16 protein-coding genes and 1 riboswitch are annotated in these 18,777 nt (G+C 39.4%); of the genes, 4 read left to right on the top strand and 12 right to left on the bottom strand.

All coding sequences use genetic code 11. The annotated features are described in order from the left end of the window. Nucleotides 1-139: 139 nt before the first annotated feature. Together DTOX_RS05370 and DTOX_RS05365 are read right to left on the bottom strand one after the other, a co-directional pair. A complete protein-coding gene (locus DTOX_RS05370; protein WP_015756718.1) occupies nt 140-361 on the bottom strand; it encodes a DUF2905 domain-containing protein in 222 nt (73 codons plus the stop codon). A gap of 5 nt (nt 362-366) precedes the next feature. Then, nucleotides 367-924 carry an epoxyqueuosine reductase QueH gene (locus DTOX_RS05365; RefSeq protein ID WP_042316755.1) on the bottom strand — a complete coding sequence of 186 codons (558 nt, stop codon included), beginning with the start codon at nt 922-924 and terminating at the stop codon, nt 367-369. Between the two features lie 208 nt (nt 925-1,132). Here DTOX_RS05365 and DTOX_RS05360 point away from each other — a divergent pair, with 208 nt between their 5' ends. Next, a complete protein-coding gene (locus tag DTOX_RS05360; RefSeq protein ID WP_015756716.1) occupies nt 1,133-3,346 on the top strand; it encodes a DUF485 domain-containing protein in 2,214 nt (737 codons plus the stop codon). Nucleotides 3,347-3,968: 622 nt separating this feature from the next. Here DTOX_RS05360 and DTOX_RS05350 read toward each other — a convergent pair. Further along, nucleotides 3,969-5,786: a MutS family DNA mismatch repair protein gene (locus DTOX_RS05350; protein ID WP_015756715.1), complete on the bottom strand. Its 1,818-nt coding sequence runs from the start codon at nt 5,784-5,786 to the stop codon at nt 3,969-3,971. A gap of 817 nt (nt 5,787-6,603) precedes the next feature. Here DTOX_RS05350 and DTOX_RS05345 point away from each other — a divergent pair. Further along, a complete protein-coding gene (locus tag DTOX_RS05345) occupies nt 6,604-8,430 on the top strand; it encodes an APC family permease (RefSeq protein WP_015756714.1) in 1,827 nt (608 codons plus the stop codon). A gap of 101 nt (nt 8,431-8,531) precedes the next feature. On the opposite strand, the gene DTOX_RS05340 is transcribed toward DTOX_RS05345, so the two are convergent. The 8 genes from DTOX_RS05340 to DTOX_RS21315 form a co-directional block, all read right to left on the bottom strand. After that, on the bottom strand, nt 8,532-10,370 hold the full coding sequence (locus tag DTOX_RS05340) for an APC family permease (RefSeq protein ID WP_015756713.1): 1,839 nt from the start codon (nt 10,368-10,370) through the stop codon (nt 8,532-8,534). 148 nt (nt 10,371-10,518) lie between these two features. Further along, a riboswitch (cyclic di-AMP (ydaO/yuaA leader) is annotated at nt 10,519-10,648 on the bottom strand. Nucleotides 10,649-11,058: 410 nt separating this feature from the next. Beyond that, nucleotides 11,059-12,069, bottom strand: coding sequence for a Holliday junction branch migration DNA helicase RuvB (ruvB, locus tag DTOX_RS05335; protein WP_015756712.1), 1,011 nt, complete (start codon nt 12,067-12,069; stop codon nt 11,059-11,061). Nucleotides 12,070-12,123: 54 nt separating this feature from the next. Then, a complete protein-coding gene (gene ruvA, locus DTOX_RS05330) occupies nt 12,124-12,735 on the bottom strand; it encodes a Holliday junction branch migration protein RuvA (RefSeq protein WP_015756711.1) in 612 nt (203 codons plus the stop codon). A gap of 5 nt (nt 12,736-12,740) precedes the next feature. Further along, a complete protein-coding gene (gene ruvC, locus DTOX_RS05325) occupies nt 12,741-13,220 on the bottom strand; it encodes a crossover junction endodeoxyribonuclease RuvC (protein ID WP_015756710.1) in 480 nt (159 codons plus the stop codon). Nucleotides 13,221-13,336: 116 nt separating this feature from the next. Next, nucleotides 13,337-13,729: an Asp23/Gls24 family envelope stress response protein gene (locus tag DTOX_RS05320; RefSeq protein WP_015756709.1), complete on the bottom strand. Its 393-nt coding sequence runs from the start codon at nt 13,727-13,729 to the stop codon at nt 13,337-13,339. 77 nt (nt 13,730-13,806) lie between these two features. Then, on the bottom strand, nt 13,807-14,103 hold the full coding sequence (locus tag DTOX_RS05315) for a hypothetical protein (RefSeq protein WP_015756708.1): 297 nt from the start codon (nt 14,101-14,103) through the stop codon (nt 13,807-13,809). Between the two features lie 277 nt (nt 14,104-14,380). After that, the gene (locus DTOX_RS05310) at nt 14,381-15,838 is read right to left on the bottom strand and encodes an IS200/IS605 family element transposase accessory protein TnpB (protein ID WP_015756707.1); all 1,458 of its coding nucleotides are present in this window, start codon (nt 15,836-15,838) and stop codon (nt 14,381-14,383) included. A gap of 204 nt (nt 15,839-16,042) precedes the next feature. Then, nucleotides 16,043-16,666: a hypothetical protein gene (locus tag DTOX_RS21315; protein ID WP_015756706.1), complete on the bottom strand. Its 624-nt coding sequence runs from the start codon at nt 16,664-16,666 to the stop codon at nt 16,043-16,045. Nucleotides 16,667-16,809: 143 nt separating this feature from the next. Between DTOX_RS21315 and DTOX_RS05300 the strand changes: the two genes are divergently transcribed. Further along, nucleotides 16,810-17,505, top strand: a complete 696-nt coding sequence (locus DTOX_RS05300) for a manganese catalase family protein (RefSeq protein ID WP_015756705.1) — start codon at nt 16,810-16,812, stop codon at nt 17,503-17,505. A 162-nt stretch (nt 17,506-17,667) separates the two neighbouring features. On the opposite strand, the gene DTOX_RS05295 is transcribed toward DTOX_RS05300, so the two are convergent. After that, a complete protein-coding gene (locus DTOX_RS05295; RefSeq protein ID WP_015756704.1) occupies nt 17,668-18,399 on the bottom strand; it encodes a YebC/PmpR family DNA-binding transcriptional regulator in 732 nt (243 codons plus the stop codon). A gap of 196 nt (nt 18,400-18,595) precedes the next feature. Between DTOX_RS05295 and DTOX_RS22865 the strand changes: the two genes are divergently transcribed. Continuing rightward, complete coding sequence (locus DTOX_RS22865; RefSeq protein ID WP_157862861.1) at nt 18,596-18,772, top strand: hypothetical protein; 177 nt, start codon at nt 18,596-18,598, stop codon at nt 18,770-18,772. Nucleotides 18,773-18,777 lie beyond the last annotated feature (5 nt).

Genomic DNA, 18,777 nt, shown 5'->3' with positions numbered 1-18,777 from the left:
AAAAACACAACAAATAGAAAAGTTCCACACTTTTGGTCAGGTTTCCTGCCGGCAAAAAAAAATATCCCGTTATTACGGGATTAGATAAAATTCATTTCCGGAAATAAAAATTTCATAAGCTTCGGATTATTTACTTAACTTAACGCCTGGATATCAAATTCAATATAATTGTTAAGAGAATACTGAGAAGTATGGAAGAAGCCAGCGGAAAATAAAAACTGAAATTTCCCTTCTGTACAAATATATCTCCCGGCAACCTAAAACCCGGGGCTTTTCCGAGCAGCATCAGCAATCCGCCAAACACTGATATAGCAATCCCCAGGTACAAAAGCATTTTACCCATACCGAAAAAAGGCGGCATAAGAGTTATTCCTCCTGTTTGGCACTTTTTTTCCTATGGTAATAGCGATCCTTTTCGCTGTAGATACAACCGCAGTACTGCTGGCGGTACATCTCCAATTCCCTGGAGCGAATGGTAGCATCTTTATAACCCTGTCGAAAATCAACATAATAAAAAGGTATACCATATTCCTCAGACACTGCCTGACCGGTTTCTTTAATTAGTTCATGTTTCTGAAAAGGACTGACCAGTAATGTTGAAGTAAAAGCGTCAAAATTCCCTTTACGGGCTACTCTGGCTGCCTGGCGCAATCGCATGAGATAACAATAGCGACACCGCAGAGCTTCCCTGTGTACAACCTCTCGCAAGAATTCCTCCAACCGGTAATCCTCATCAAAAATTACCTGCCATTCTGTTTTAAGCGCATAAGCGGACAGGGTCTCTTTGCGTTTTAAATATTCTGTGTAGGGATGAATATTAGGATTATAATAATAACCAATTACTTCACAACCCTCGGCCCGCAGGTAATCCAGCGGGTATATCGAACAGGGCCCGCAGCAGGTATGAAGCAATACTTTATTCATAGCTATCACTGCACCTTTCAGCAACTTAAACAGCAAACTCATTTTGTAATAAGTGCTTTCTTTTATAATTATAGCAGAATAATGCACATATTATAATAAATATCTCCGGTTGTTATTAGCTTAAACATTTTCCTTCTTTTTGATAGAAAATATAAAATGGTTATGCTATACTCATTATTATTAATTTAATAGAGTGATGGTGGCATAATTGAAAAAATTGAGAAGAATAATTTTTGCTCTACTGTTAACGGTTATATTTTTATTTATGGTAACACCGGGGATAAGTCTGGCCGCGGAAAGGGAAGGAAAGTTTTATCTTATCCTGATCAATTACTTATCACTGGAGGATTTACAGAATTCTAAACTGACCAACATCAATAAAATGATTGAAAACGGGGGACTGGGCTTAATGAATACCAACACAGCCGGTTCCAGATCCGCCGAAAATACCTACAGCACACTCGGCAGCGGGACAAGGGCTCTGGGTACTGACTACGGTGGTTTCGCTTATAACCGTGAGGAGACCGTCAGCCTGAGTTCAAATCTGTCTCCCTTACCGGCAGGCGATATTTATAACGTTATCTCCAACCAGGACAAAAAGGGAGAAGTTATTCATTTAGCTCTACCCAAAATAGTGTTGGCCAACCAGCAGCTAACCAACAAAGTGAAAACAGCTGCTTTAGGAACCTCCCTCAAAAACGCCGGTATAAGAGTGGGCGTTTTCGGTAATTCAGACAGCTTTGCCAGGTCCAGGCCGGCCTCACTGCTGGCTATAGATGAACAAGGACAAGTTGCTAAAGGCGTAGTGGACAGTTCCATTAATATGAAGGATAAAGCTTTTCCTTTCGGCTTTCACACGGATTATGATAAATTAAAAAATGAAGTAGTAAAAAATCACGACAAAGTGGATTTTTTTGTCATTGAGACAGGCGATAACTCACGTCTGGAAGATTATAAAACATTTCTCACTTCTGAGCGCTACAATCAATTAAAGGAGCTAACCTTAAATCGTATTGACGGTTTTCTGGGTGCTTTGAGCAATAATATAGATTGGCAGAAGGACAGGGTAATGCTGGTCAGCCCAACTCCCTCGTCAAAAGCTTCTACTTTTAATAATCTGGTTACACCGCTTATTTACGCCGGAAACTCTATTCATCCGGGTGTTTTAACTTCCAGCAGCACCAGGAGACAGGGAATTGTAGCTATTACTGATATTACCCCAACAGTTCTCAGCTTCTGGGGTATAAAACAAGATCCTGAAATAGTCGGGCGACCTGTATTCAGTCAAACCGCTCATAATGTATTTCAGCAAGTCAAGCAACTTAACCAGAACTTGATTATAAATTATACGCACAGGCCACCTGTTTTAAAAACCTTTGTTATACTGCAGATTATTTATATTCTGCTCACGGCTTTTTCTGTTTACTTTTTAAAATCCCACAGGGTTCTGCAACCATTGCAAAAATTAATTGTTTTATTTTTGATTATGCCGCCGGTAATTCTAGCCTACAGTATTTTTCGGGTGGAATCCCTGGCACTGACGCTGATTTATTTTGCGCTTATTGTTGCTTTAATTTATCTGGTCATCAGTAAAGCAAATATTTCTTTTTACTATAAGGTAGCTTTTTTATCTCTCTCTACCTCTGCCGCTATTTTAATCGACACAGTACTGGGCTCTCCTTTGACGATTAATTCACCCCTGGGCTATGATGCTATGAACGGGGCCAGGTATTACGGTATAGGCAATGAATTTGCCGGTATACTGGAGGGCTCAACCATAATAGGTACGGCCGCTCTGTATCAGGAATTGAGTAAGCACCGAAGAATACTCTTACCGGTCTTTTTAGCCTATTTTGCATTTATGACTTATGTATCCTATGCCCCTGGTTTTGGAGCCGATGCCGGCGGTCTAATTACTGCAGTTATAGCTCTGGGCTTTTTCAGCCTCAGATTGATGGACAAACGAGTCAGCAGAAGGGAGCTGCTATATTTGCTGCTGCTTACTCTTTTACTGCTGGGCCTGGGCGCCTTTATAGATATGACTTTCAATTCACTCCATGGTTCACATATCGGGCAGGCTTTCAGCCTGCTGGTGCAGGGCAACTACGCAGAAATCGGCAATATAATTTACCGAAAAATAGCCATGAATATCAAGTTAATGAATTATTCCATCTGGACCAAAGTACTGCTGGCCTCTCTGGCTGCCTTAGGAGTATTGCTCTACAAACCGGTGGGGTTTTTCAAGCAGCTAACAGATTCTGTTCCTAATATGAAAAAGGGGTTTGAGGCAATATTTGTAGCAAGCCTGGTCGGTTTTTTAGTAAACGACTCGGGAATAGTGCAGGCAGCCACTACCTTCATTTATCTCATCTTTCCCTTATTGTATTTAAGCTTGCAGGATAAGCTGAATAGACCCTGGTAAATAGTCCAAAGGAGTGGCATCTAATCCCCGGAATTTAGTCATCTATATCCTGTTCATTATGATAAAATCCCCTCAGAATATTAATGGGGGGATTTTCCATATATAATCGGATAGGAGGCTACCCATTATTTGAGTAGCCGACCTTCCACACCATCGTGTGTGCCATTCGATACACGGCGGTTCCTTAGTTTACATGTACAACATCACAACATCGGTATCCAGGCTATCTATCACTCCGTCTTTGTATACATCATAGATAATCCAGCCCGGTGTCCCTGTCTCATTGAATAGCGGAGTCAATATCTTCGGCGGAATACAAAACATCCAACACATTGATGCTATGGAAAGTGTAGGCTGGCAAAGGCAACACCTACAGTTCTATCGACGCAGATTTAAACATAATTTGACTTTTATCAAGATAGGTTTAAGACAATTAATCATGGAGGTTACTTTTATCGAGGACACAGACATAAAAGAAGAAGCCAAGAAAAGCTTTTGCCGTTAAGGAACCCTTGTAGGTATAATTTGGGCGGGATTTTAGGATTTATAGATTACTACGTAAAATAGTTTTTCTTTTGGACAAAAAAGTTACCTCTATATCATCGTGTATTGGTTCCTGCTACTATAATTCATCAATACCAACCATCTTCATCAAGTAAATAGCATTAGTGGTTTTAGATACTCCAGAGTATAACTTATAATCAAATACTATCTGGTTATTTAAATAATTTTCTGAAAAATGGTAATTCTCTACATCTATATCTTTATCAATCTCTAACTCACCCAATTCAAGGTCATGTGTCGAGACAAGTCCCACAGTTTTCATTTTACTAAGTTTTCTTATCACCGCGGCCGCCCCAATATGACGATCTTTAGAATTTGTTCCTTTAAAAATTTCATCTAATAAGAACAATATGGAGTTGTTCCTACTTGCTGCTTGAATAATGGTTCTTATTCTTAATAGTTCAGCATAAAAGGAAGAAATCTTTTTTTCTAAATTATCATTTACCCTCATAGATGTATAAATGTCCATAATTGAACACTTAAAGTCGCTTGCACAAACAGGAGCCCCTGTATATGCCAAAACCAAATTCAAGCCAACAGTCCTTAACAAAGTACTTTTTCCAGACATATTAGACCCTGTAATCAACAAAACATTACCACTGCCTTTTATGTTTAGATCATTACAGACACGGGCATTTGAAAACAAAAGTGGATGTCCCATATTTTTTGCATAAAGATTATTTTTTGAATTTGTCAACCCTGGGATACACCAATTAGGATTATCGTACCGTATTGTCGTTAAACTAGATATTTCGTCAAACTTGCCTATTACAGTAAGCCAAGTTCGTAAACTGCAACCTGATTTCTTCTTCCATCTTTCCAGTTCAATCATACAGTTGTAATCGAATAAGAAAATCACATTGAGTATAAAATAAATCAATGGACTATGTTTGAAACTCATCATATCAACAATGAGGGATAATTCATTAATTTGCTTTGAAGCATAATTACCACTTGAGTCAATTAGGCTTGATTTGAGCTCAGATAGATACTTTGATTCGAAATTCTCCCTTTCAATCCTAGTCAATAATTTCTGAAAAGCAAGAATTGCATCTTTATGCCGGTCTATAACCTCGTAAGAATTCAAATAGAATCTTAGTCCAATAATAAATAGAATTAACTGAGTAAGTAACAATATCGCTGTTATATAGAGAAAACTGATGTCTTTTAAAAATGGTAATAAGAGAGAAACCACCGTAGCTAACGAAATTAATCGTATAACCCATATCAACCACGGAAGTCTAAATATATGGTTTTCATTTTCTGCCCATTCAAATAACGCCTCAGGATTGTTTGTTCCGTTTTTAATGGAACCACCTTCTACCCAAAAATGTTGTCTCCAATCAAGCTTACCTGCAAGTTCATTAATTGCAGCCTGTCTTTCCTTAATTTTTAAAATGTCCGTCTCTGGCTCTGTCAAAGCATTTTTTAAGAACTTTTTTCCCAGAAAAGTAACGGTATTATTAATCCACTGAAATAACGAAGCCTGTCCAAAAATATCTAAATCAACACTATACTGATGCTTTTGATCAAAAAATTCCTCTCCATTATCAGTGAACTCAACCCATTTTCCATTAATTCTGTCAATCGCTTGCCGGTTGATTCTTGCAAGGGAAAAAGCCAATTCTTTTCTGTTTTTCACTTTTTCATGTTGAACAATAAAAATGACAAATGTAACTAATGCGCATATTGAAAACAAACTTCCGGAAATACGATATTCATAGTAAAAAAGTATCGCACCAAAAATAATTCCCAAGAATGCAACTACCCGTAAATTGCTTAAGATGTTGTACTGCCGACTTTCTTTGTTAAATTGCTCGGAATATCTCTTTTCACGTATTTGATATTCATGTTCCGCATTAAATATATTCAACAAGAAATTTCCTCCACTTGAGAATTTGTTGAAAAAACCATATTTTCCTTAAGCCACTAATAAAATGTTTAAGTGCGTCACTTAGCCAATCCCGTTTGCCAATGTATGCTTTTTTTAGCTGCAGTCTTTTTAATATCATTGTTTGTAAACGCACCATTTAATGCCGATATTAAATTTTCACTTGTGATTTTGGGTAACGGAACTCAAATTAAGCATTAAATTAATTTCCTCTTATTTTTTAACCGCATAAGAAATATTTGGATGTGCGCCCAAATAAAAATATATCATTATTTATTACATCTTGCAAGAGGATCCTGACTTTAGAAGATTGATGGTTAATAAACCGCCGAATCGCTTGAAATACAAGCAATTCGGCGGTTTTAAAAATGTCCTATTATTTCAGATTTATTGTCAAATCCAGTTTCGTGCATGAACGGAACTTAGTCAATGTCATGTTTGTCTTTATCTGAGGAAGCTTGAGTATCTTTGCCAAATCCCAATATATATGTGATACCTGCGTCGGTGTTACTACATTGTTGGGATATTCCCCCTGAACTAGGGCTACTTGGATGAGGTCAATTTTTTTCTTAAAAAGTAAGAAAGCCAAGCCAGGATTATTCTAACGGGAGGGGTTTAACCTAAAATACTCCTATTTGTCTTGCCCAAATTATTATTAAACCCAAACAGTAGCATTTTTATACATCAGCACCCCCTGTTTTAGTTAAAAAACGGGAAGGCTGAATAGTTACTATTTATCTGCAAAATTATTGTTTTATGGGGCAATATATAATGTATTAACACTATCGGCGGTGAGTAATTAATGATTTCATCCATAAAAAGATTTTTACTTGGACGACCATTGAAATCCCACGAGCTAGGAGAACATAAGCTTATCAAGAGAAAAGCATTAGCTATCCTTTCTTCTGATGCTCTGTCATCAGTGGCATATGGCCCTGAACAAATGCTAATAGTACTGGCTACCGTAGGCACAGCAGCATTTTGGTATTCAATTCCGATCGCAGCCGGTGTATTAGTCCTCCTAACAGCTCTTATATTGTCTTATAGGCAAATTATCTTTGCTTATCCTAATGGTGGAGGAGCATATGTTGTTTCCAAAAACAATCTGGGTGTTAATGCCGGCTTAATAGCCGGAGGCTCTCTGTTGGTAGACTACATACTGACTGTTGCTGTAAGTGTGTCCGCAGGTACTGATGCTATAACATCTGCCTTTCCTCTCCTACATAACTATAATGTAGAAATTGCCATTACATTTGTGCTCTTTATTACAATTTTAAATTTAAGAGGAATAACGGAGTCTGCTTCAATATTAGCTTATCCAGTTTATTTATTCGTTTTAGCATTGTTAATATTAATCGGGGCGGCAATTTATAACATTCTTACAGGAGTAGTTCCCCCTGACCTACACCCTCCTATTGGTGCAGATGTGGCTGGAATTAGTTTGTTTATACTTTTGAGAACCTTTGCCTCAGGAAGTTCTGCTTTAACAGGGGTTGAAGCCATATCCAACGCTATTCCTAATTTCAAGGATCCGGCACCTAACAACGCTGCCAAAACATTAATCATGATGGGTTTCTTACTCGCCTTATTGTTTTCAGGAATTGTTTATTTAGCCTATTATTATGGGATATCTCCTAATGTAAAAGAAACTGTCGTATCACAAATAGCCAAAGAAACCTTCGGACATAATTTCATGTACTTTTTTATTCAAGGAACTACGGCATTAATATTAATCCTTGCCGCAAACACAGGTTATTCCGCCTTCCCATTACTGGCGGTTAATCTTGCAAAAGATAAGTTTATTTCAAGGATATTTCTTGTTAGAGGTGACCGATTAGGATACTCAAATGGCATTATCATACTTGGAATAGCTTCGATTATTTTAATTGTTATTTTTCACGCAAAAACTGAGCATTTAATCCCTCTTTACGCAATTGGAGTGTTTATTCCATTTACCTTGTCCCAATCAGGTATGATAGTTAAATGGATACGCGAGAAGCCCCAAGGGTGGATTCCAAAACTAACCGTTAATGCAATAGGTGCTTTTATTAGTTTCATCGTCACAATGATATTCTTTTTAACAAAATTCACCCGGGTATGGTCAGTATTTGTTTTCCTGCCCATTATTATCTTTGTATTCCACCGAATTAGAAAACATTATGAAGATGTTGGTGATGAGCTAAGGCTAACAGCTTCTAAAACAGTTATACCTATTGAAGGCAACATTATTATCGTTCCTGTTGCCGGTATGACCCGTGTAGTAGAAAGTTCCTTAAATTATGCTAAATCTCTTTCTCCAAATAGAATTATTGCTGTTTACATTGCGTTTGACAAAGAAAATGAAAAGGAGTTTGAAGAAAAATGGGAAAAATGGCAGCCTGATGTAAGACTGGTTACACTGTATTCTTATTATAGAAGTATCATTAATCCTCTAACAAAATTTATTGATACTATTCAACATAAAGCCAGTGAGTCGAACTACCAAGTTACAGTAGTAATACCACAATTTATTCCTAAAAGAGGCTGGCACAATATTCTTCATAACCAATCAGGCATAATGATTCGTTCTTTCTTGCTGTTTCGTAAAAATGTGGTAGTTGCAACTGTACCTTATCATTTAAAAAAATAATTAATGGAACCGGCGTTTAAAGGGTCACCACGCTAAGTGGTGACCCTTTTATAATTAAGGCTTAACATTTATCCTGTTTACCTTAAACAACGTAAAATTTCTTACTTTTTTAAGTGGTAAGGAACTGTAGTAACAATAACATTGCTTCTTATTACCAGTGCATTCTGCAATATTAATCCTGTTTGATTGTGAAGAAAACGGTGCCACCATTTTGTTGTTACAAATTCCGGTATCAATACCGTTATAACTTCATCGTCACTTTTAGAATCTTCTACCTTAAGAATATATTCAATTAACGGTTCAAAAACTGAACGAAAAGGTGAATTAAGAACCAGAAGTTCAACTCCTGGGTTCCAAATTGCCCATTTTATTTGCAATTTTTCAGTTATTGCAGAATCAGTTGAGACATGTACTGCCTTAATATCATCGGATAATGTTTTGCCATAATCTACAGTATTTGCAACCACATTAGTTAAACTCGCAATTGGAACAATAATTTTATGTCGTACAAGTTCTCTGTTTAGGTAATTATCAAAATCCAATTCAACCCGTATATCCTGATAATGTTTATGAATGGTGAGAAAGATAGATACCATTGTCGGAATTATAATCATAACAATCCATGCACCGTGTTCAAACTTTGTAATCGCGACAACAATAGTAACAATACCGGTAACCACAGCACCAATACCATTAATGAACATCTTCCGTCTCCAACCGGTCTCTTTCAGACTATACCACCTTTTAACCATGCCACTTTGTGCAACTGTAAAAGCTGTAAATACTCCTACCGCATATAAAGGTATTAAGCGAGTTGTTATCCCATCAAAAATAACAATTAATAAAGCTGCCAGTAAACCTAGCAGTATAACTCCATTACTAAAAACCAGCTTGTCACCTCTAAGTCCCAAGTAACGAGGCAAATATTTATCTCTCGCCATCAATGATGCCAGTAATGGGAAACCCGCAAAAGCTGTGTTTGCTGCTAATAATAATATTAACCCTGTACTTGCCTGAAAAAGATAGAAGAAAAATCCCGGGCCAAATATTTTCAAGGCTACTTGAGAAATGACCGTCATATTTTCAGTGGGTACTACATGTAAAGCTCTGGTTAATAGTGTTAATCCACCAAACAAGATAAACAGCAATAATGCAAGCAGAGCCAATACCCTCTTGGCATTCCGCCCCTCAGGTTCTTTAAAGTTAGGTACCGCGTCGCTTACTGCTTCAATACCGGTTAAAGCAGTACATCCGGAAGAAAAAGCCCTTAATATAATCCATACAAGTGCTATATTGCTTAAATTAATGTTATTACCGGTTTGTACAGGAACAGGAGAAAAAATAGTACCGTTTATAAAAAGTTTTAATGAACCCCAAGTAATTAATATAAACATACCTAAGATAAATCCATAAGTCGGGTAACTAAAAAATGTGGCTGATTCTCTTATTCCTCTGAGGTTCATTAATATTAAAAAAGTTATAACAATCAGGGCAATTGAAACCCTATGAGGAATAGCCGCATGATAAGCAGAAGTTAGAGCGGCAACACCGGCTGAAATTGAAACCGCTACTGTAAGTAAATAATCAAAAAGCAGAGCTGCCCCAGCTATTAAACCAGCTAAAGTACCGAGATTTTCTTTAGCTACGATATATGCACCACCACTGGTTCTGGGATAAGCTGTTATAATTTGTCTAAAACTAAAACTAACTATAAATAACAAAAAAATAATAGCTATAGAAATAGGGGTTAAGAAATTAAAGGATAATAAACCTATAACCGGCACCAGAACATGTAATATTTCTTCCCCGGCATAAGCAACAGATGATAAAGCATCCGATGACAGAATCGCTAAACCCTTGGGGACAGAAAATCGCTCATGTGCAATTTTAGCAGATTCTAAAGGTTGGCCAATAATTGCCCTTCTCAATTCTTTTAACACATCCGACACCTCGCCAACAGGAAACCTTTATGATATTATAGTTTCCCAATGTACATCAACAAATAAAAATAAAATAAAATTATTACAGGGATTCTTTTTTTCGTTAGCGAGATCAAATGTGTTATACATAGTCTAGTATTATCAGTATTTCATCCCCTTTCAACGCTTACGAGGTTAGCTGACGGATTCGGATTGAAAGAGTAACCCTACCCACGCATTGTGGGATTCACCCCATATATTGGTTCCCCCGCTCTATTCAGATTAAGCGTTAATCAATACTAAACTAGATGATACTCTTAATACTTTAACAAAGATATTGTTGTTTAAGACAAAAATACACGATAATTAGTCATATCTTTAAATTATTATATAATATCTCAATCTATCTTATCGTAGGATGAATTATACGTATTTCTTCAAACAACATAAAATATATTAATGAAATAATTGCAAAATTATATTTAAACAACCTCACTAATAATATTTATATATAAGGAAGATCTAATACCCACAATATATTGTATACTAGGTATTTTTAAATACCACATATAGCAATAAGAACAGGTATTAATTGCTTATAACCAATGCCTAAACACAAAGATTAATAAAATTTATATACCAAATAAAATTTTTTTTAGTATCTTCATGCCTTTTACCATTATTTTAATATATTGGGGGATGTGTCCGGCTAAGTTCCTTCCATGGAAACCGGCTGTATCCCCAGATGACTATACGCCCTTTGAGTAACCACTCTGCCTCTGGGTGTACGAGCCAGCAATCCCAACTGCAGCAAAAAAGGTTCCAGAACATCCTCAATAGTGCCGGCTTCCTCACCGGTGGAAGCAGCCAGTGTATCCAGGCCAACCGGGCCTCCCCCAAATTTCTCTATAACTGCTTTTAACAGCTTGCGATCCACTTCATCCAGGCCCAAATCATCAATTTCCAAAAACTGCAAGGCCTCATCCGCCAGCACCCCGTTAATCATACCATCCGATCTCACCTGTGAGTAATCACGAACTCTTTTTAGCAGCCTGTTGGCCACTCTCGGAGTACCTCTTGACCTGCTGGCTATAGCCAACGCGCCCTGTTCATCAGCAGCAACTCTCAAAATTTGAGCTGTCCGTAAAATTATCTGCATTAGTTCATCGGTAGTATAAAAATCCAGACGGCTGATTACACCAAAGCGGTCTCTTAAGGGAGAAGTCAGGAGACCTGCTCTGGTAGTAGCTCCAACCAGTGTAAAACTGGGCAAATTCAAGCGCACCGAACGGGCACCAGGCCCTTTGCCGATCATAATATCCAGGGCAAAATCCTCCATAGCCGGATAAAGCACTTCCTCTACCTGACGGCTTAAGCGATGAATTTCATCAATGAACAAAACATCTCCCTGACCCAGATTGGTCAGAATAGCCGCCAGATCACCCTGTCGCTCAATAGCCGGACCGGAGGTAACCCTGATATTAACACCCATTTCATGAGCTATAATATTGGCTAGAGTAGTTTTACCCAAACCGGGAGGACCGTATAAAAGCACGTGATCCAACGACTCTGCACGTGCCTGTGCCGCACGGATAAAGATAGCCAGTGTTTCCTTAACCTTATCTTGACCAATATATTGCTCCAAACGCCTTGGCCTTAAACTAGTTTCTAAATCACTGTCTTCAGCGTGCAGCCCCGATGCTACCAGTCTGTTTTCCATATAGCTATATCACCCCATATATAAACTTCAACTAATTATTTCCTACTTATCGGATTAACGCCTGGCATCAAGTTTTTGTAAAGCATTTTTCAACAACTCTGAAGCAGAAATGTTCTTCGAAGAGCTTCTTAACACTTCCTGTACAACAACTATGGCCTCAGAAACAGAGTAACCCAGTGCCTCAAGTGCAAAGAGAGCATCTTCCGCCTCATTCTGGCTGCCTGAAACAGTTTCAGGAGTGGTCTCTTCTCCGGGCTGCACCCTGCCTTTTAATTTATCTTTTAATTCCAGGATCAATCGCTGGGCAGTTTTTTTACCTATCCCCGGCACCTTCATTACCGCCTTAATATCCTCCCGGGCCACAGCCAGATAAAGCTGCGCGGGAGATAAACAGGATAGCACTGAAAGTGCACCTTTCGGTCCGATGCCACCAACATTCAGCAACATAACAAATAATTCCCTTTCCTGCTGCTCGATAAAACCATATAACTGCAGGCTGTCCTCCTTGACTGATAGGTAAGTTAACAGCAACATTTCCTCTCCCGCAGCCGGCAGTTTGCTCTGACATGAGGCGGGCACAAAAATACGATAACCTACTCCTGACACATCCAATACCACCGAATTTGCCTCTATAAAGACAATTTTCCCGCGTAAAAAAGCTATCATTATGATCACCCGACCCCGTTTCCATAATGAGCATGGCAAATTGCAACTGCCAGAGCATCGGCTACATCATCTGGTCTGGGAATCTCAGGAAGACACAGAATTGCTTTTACCATATACTGCACCTGTTCCTTCTCAGCCCGGCCATAGCCTACTACCGCTTGTTTAACCTCTAGGGGAGTGTATTCGTAAACCCGCAATCCGGCCATAGCTCCCAGCAATAACACTACTCCCCGTGCCTGTCCTACCGCAAGAGCGGTGCGAGCATTGGTATTAAAAAAAAGTTTTTCTACAGCCATTCTGTCAGGCCTGTACTTTAGTAAAATCTTTTCCAGCTCACGATACAAAATTAATAACCTATCTGCCGGTTCCATTTTTGCCGGTGTTTTGATGCAGTTATATTCTACAGTAGAAAAGCGGTTGCCGTGAAAAGACACCAGACCATAGCCAGTTATGGCCGTACCGGGATCAACTCCCAAAATGATCAACTAAATCACCCCAGACTTATCTTCGACAAACAACAAAAAAACCCTTCTCTCGCAAGAGATGGGTTGCCTTGAGGAACTATAAGACAGATGAAGGATTAATTTGCTAATGAAGAAACTTACTCTTTTTCCTCGGCATGACTAAAGGAAACGCCTTGAATACCGATATTGACTTCAACCACTTTAAGTCCGGTCATTCTTTCAATAGCATTTTTTACGTTATTTTGAATCTGTACCGCTACATCATGAATCTGGATGCCATATTCCACAATAACTGAGAGATCAACAGCAGCTTCTTTCTCCCCTACCTGAACTTTTACTCCTGTAGAAAGGTTTTTCCGGCCTAACTTTTCAGCTATTCCACCCACAATACCGCCGCTCATGCCAACTACACCGGAAACCTCTGTAGCTGCCAGCCCGGCAATTATCTTAACCACCTCATCAGATATTCTAATTGTACCTAAGCCGTTACCAGTATTTTCAACCAAAATTTCTTTACTGTCTTTGTTCACCCGCAAACACCTCCATATTTTTCTATTAATTTATCATTGATTATGCCGTATGTCCAGGCATTTTTTAAAAACCTTTACTAATCAACGACCTTGTATTCAGCTTCAATCGTTGTGACGTTCCATGAGTCAAAGGAATTATTCTGATAATACTTTAATGCTCGCTTGCCAATTAAATTTGAGCCGGTATAATTAACCACACCTGCAATCAAGGCTCCCAAAAGAGGAATAATTCTCACAAACACTGATTTTCTGGCAATTCCGATTCCCAATAGCCACATTAGCTTACGCAAATAATTTGCATAAGGTGCACCTGACAAACGGGCAACCAGCGTTCTACTCAATTTTCTACCCATAACATCAGAACCAGCAGCCATTGCAAATACCCATACAGCCTGGTTTCTAAAACCTACTAAAAACTACAAGTAGTTTTTTCACCCGTCCGACAAACGGGTGGCAGTGTCACAGGATTCAACTGCTAGGCCATAGGCTCTCGCCTATGTTCCGGGTGGTCTCCTCTAAAAGAGTTTCCCCGCCGCTGCTTAAAGCGAGCGTACTAACCGGAGAAGGTGTTACCTCCGCCTGGGTTCTGACTTGCGGCAACAGCCTTTCGCTGCGTGTACTGTGCCGCCCGCAAAATTTATAGCAAAGGGATTAACCTATACCTAACACATTTTTCCGGTGAATCTGCCATGAAACCAGGCTATTCACCTTCTTCCTTTTCGTGATTTTTTTAATCTTGGCCAGCACAGACTTTTTAACTGCTGACCATTGTTTCCAATTTGTCATTTGTTTAAATTCAGGTTTCTTTTTAACCAGTTTATCAAGCAACACCTTGGGTATCTTCTCATGATCAAAGCCCAAGCCACGCCGGGCTATGACATAGCCTGCCGCTTCGTGAACAGCTATGCCGTACATGTGCTGGTATTTTAGGATGCCTATGACCGAAGTAAAAGCCGGTTTTACCTTTAATATCGGCACTCCCTCACGGGCAGCACACCGGTCAACTGCTTTTAGAAACTTCGACCAGACAAAACTGTGACTCATTCGGTTAAACTTGGCCGTTACGGACTTGTCATTTTTAAACTTCAAGTCCTCTACCGCCAGGGCGTAACCTTTTTCTTTAGCCCGGAGGATCACTTTCTTAGCCATTTCGCAGGTCTGGTTATTTCTCCGGTTTGTTCTGGCATAAGTCCATTCGCCTTGGCCAAGCCATTCACTGCCCCGGTATTGCCCCAGACAGTCTACCTGGGTTACGCCTAATCCGTCCGGATTGGCGTCTATGCCAAATGCACCCTTATGATTATATGGCATCGGAACTTCTTCTTCAATACTCACATGGACGTAATATTTCCCGTCTCTGCGGAGGATTTCTACCTGATAGGCACTGCCTGTTTTAAGATAATCCAAAACCGTTTGCCGGTAGTTGATACCGTTAATCTTGCCGGTCTTTTTCGATGGCTTTTGAGCTAAATAAATCGGCACCGTTATGCGGTTATAGCGAACGGATTTCCCTTTCTGTACCGGGTCGGCAGCTATATCAAGATGGATTTGGTCTTGGTCTTCGTATATGCGGGTATTTAGGTTGCCGCCTTTGGTTTTATCTCCCCGTGACAGATAACGGTTACTTCTGACTTCCTGCCACTCTTCTCTGGTAATATTACCTTTGCAGCGTTCTTGAAAGAGCTTCTTTCCTCCGAATACAACAGGCGGAAAAGTATTGTTATCCAGGTGATTTTGCCAGAAGGCCAGTTTACGCTGTTCCTTTTCTAACCGTTTTTGCAGTTTGGCAATCTTAGCCGGTGATTTAGCCTTGGCGATACGTTTTTCTGTAAATTCAACCTTTGCTTTGGCGTTTTCATAGTGCATCTGCACTAATTTATATTGGCTTTTGATTATGGTCTGGGCATCATATACTGCATCGTTAGCCTGCCGGGAGTTAAGTCTGAACTTTTCTTGTACAGTTATACGAATGTCCTGTACTTTCCATCCGTCCAGCAGTCTTTTAAATGCCCAACGAACTGCGGCACAGTAATTATCCATGAGGTTATCAATGTATTCTTTCTGTTTAGCTGTCAGTTCCAGGATTATTCCCATCGCCGTTGTCTTCACTGGTAGTCACCTCGCTTTCAATGACCTTTGACAGCTTTTTTGCTATTCTGCCGCCACGTTTTCCATCCTAATCACCTGCCAAAATTATATCATATTATAGCAGATTTTTTAATATTAATTTAGTTTTCTAGTAACAGTTATATCCTCCTTTCTAATATTATACTATACTTGTACAGCTTTAATGAATGATGAATTTCAAGTAGTTTAGCTATTTTCGTCAATATTCTCCAGCGCCGCATTTAAAGCCTGTTCATCCTTAAACTCTAATTGTTTGCACAATTGCTCCTGCTCTTCCCTTGTCTGTTCTCTAAAAGCGGCGGCCTGCTGCAAAGCCTCTCTTAGAGCTATGGGTAATTTTTCAAAGTCCAGGCTTTCTTCTGTTCTTAAATACTTTTGGTTATATCCAAGCGGCCCGGCATAAACAGCCAGCTTATTATTAACCACCCCGAAATGACGAAAAGCGGAGTGAGCGGGACAAAACCCCTCTACCCTCCTGCTCAACACTATTATAGGTTTGGTCGAACTGTCAATTATCCAACCTTGTTCCGCCGGGTATTCATTGATAAGATCACTCATTCTTTTACCCCACATGCTTTCTGGAGCCATACCCTGATAGGTAATATCAATATCACCACATAAATAAATAGTCTCTTTACGCAGCAAACTATCTGCATTAATCACTGATTTCTCCTTTGTCGCCACCGGCAGAAGGTAATTAAGTCCTTCTCTCTGTGGAGAGGAAACCACACTTAGTCCCAAGTAAACACCGATACCTATCAGAATAAGCAACAGGCTGACACCTGTCAGTTTAATCAATTTTTTAAGCACAATCCCTACCCCTTTGTTTTTAGATAGTTTAACCGTATATAGACCTGTTTATACGAGAAAAAATCTATCTAAGCTTGGCTAATAAAATTTAAATTAACAACAAATAATATACTTGAAAAAATAATAAAAGGAGGCGGGTCAAAATATTTAAACATGATAAAAGACTGCTGGAAGCAGTTAATGTCGAAAGACCAAATCCAAACTATGCCGCTATGCTTCAGGAACAGTTAGGAGGCCCAGACGGTGAGTTAAAAGCTGCATTGCAGTATATAAACCAGAGCTTTCGTATCAAGGATCAGCAAATAAAAGATATATTTTTGGATATTGCCGCTGAAGAACTAGGCCATATGGAAATGGTGGCAACCGCTATTAATCTGCTTAACGGTCATGATCCGCAAGCCATGAATGCAAATGTGGGTAATGTTGAAGCTCATGTTCTGAGCGGTTTAAGTCCCATGCTGACAAATGCTTCAGGCCAATTATGGACGGCGGCATATGTTAATGTAACCGGTGACTTAGCCGCCGATCTGCTCTCTAATATTGCTGCTGAACAAAGAGCCAAGGTTGTCTATGAATATCTATACCGGGAAATTAATGACAGGCACGTCCGAATGATGATAGATTTTCTGCTTAACCGGGAAGAAGCACATAATACTTTATTCAGGCAGTGCTTCCAAAAAATACAGGATAGCGGTTCAAACAGGGATTGGGGAGTTGACCGGGATGCCAGATTATATTTTAATCTATCAACACCCGGGAATTATGTAGGTAATCAGATACATAATCCACAGCCACCCTCCTTCAATAATCCTATGAAGATGAACACGGCACATCATTGAATCACTGGACAAGAAAATCTCTTAAGCGACTTTCAAGCAGCTATAGTTAATCCTGATACCCCGCAGATCTATCATAACCAAAATTCCTAGAGACATAGAAAACCAGGTCTGTTAAATACCGGCCTGGTTTTCTTTATATTAATACCTTATTTTTTTAAATTTTCATTCTTCTATATCAAAGTTAGCATAGGCATTCTGCACGTCATCATGTTCTTCCAGCAAATCCATTAATGTGAGCATCCTGTCAGCATCATCACCGGTTAATTTAACCGTATTCTGAGGTATTAAAGATACTTCCGCTACAGCTGTAGGAATTCCCTGAGCATTAAGGGCCTCTCTGACACTGTCCAGGTCATCGGGGGAAGTTGTAATCTCATAACTGTCCTCTTCATCCTTGACATCTTCGGCCCCCACATCCAGCGCCGTCAACATCAAGTCATCCTCACTTAGAGCTGTTTCTGTTTTATCCACCACGAGCAAACCTTTTTTATCAAACATCCAGGATACACAGCCTGTTTCGCCCAAGTTGCCCCCGTATTTAGAAAACAAGTGCCTGATCTCACCGGCAGTGCGGTTTCGATTATCGGTCATTATTTCCAGCATTACCGCTACGCCCCCTGGGCCATAACCTTCATAAGTTATTTCCTCGTAATTGACTCCTGCCAGTTCACCTGAGCCCTTCTGAATGGCCCGCTTAATATTTTCATTGGGAATATTGGCTTCCTTAGCCCTTTGAACAGCTGCTTTCAGACGCATATTAGCATTCAGGTCGGCTCCCCCCTGTCTGGCCGCAATAATTATTTCTTTGGCCAGACGAGTAAACACCTTACCGCGCTGGGAATCTATTTTTTCCTTTTTCCGCTTGATAGTTGACCACTTAGAATGTCCGGACATGTGATGCAAATCTCCTTTCTATATATAAATTGCTTCTCAAGTTATTGCTTGTACTTTACCAGAAGATATTTTACCAGCCTATTTTAGCATAACTTTGCAACAGCGGCAAACAAAAAACCCAGAATAATACCTTATACAAATATCGTTATGCCAAATCACTGCATATACTAAAAGCACAGGAGGTGTTTTGATCCCTATGAGTGAAATAGATGTGCGTGATAAACTGGAAATCAACCTGCCGCCCAGAGTGACTATGCAGGTTACTGCTTTAACCATAGCAACCGGCAAAACATTTAACGACATTATAATTGAGGCGCTCCTTCAGTATATTAATAAGAAAAAAAATTGCCATAATATTGGGATTGCCCGCTGAATAGC

This window comes from Desulfofarcimen acetoxidans DSM 771, assembly GCF_000024205.1.
GTDB classification, from domain to species: Bacteria; Bacillota; Desulfotomaculia; order Desulfotomaculales; family Desulfofarciminaceae; genus Desulfofarcimen; species Desulfofarcimen acetoxidans.
Note: the sequence above shows the minus strand (reverse complement) of the source record. Positions and strands in the feature narration are given on the sequence as shown.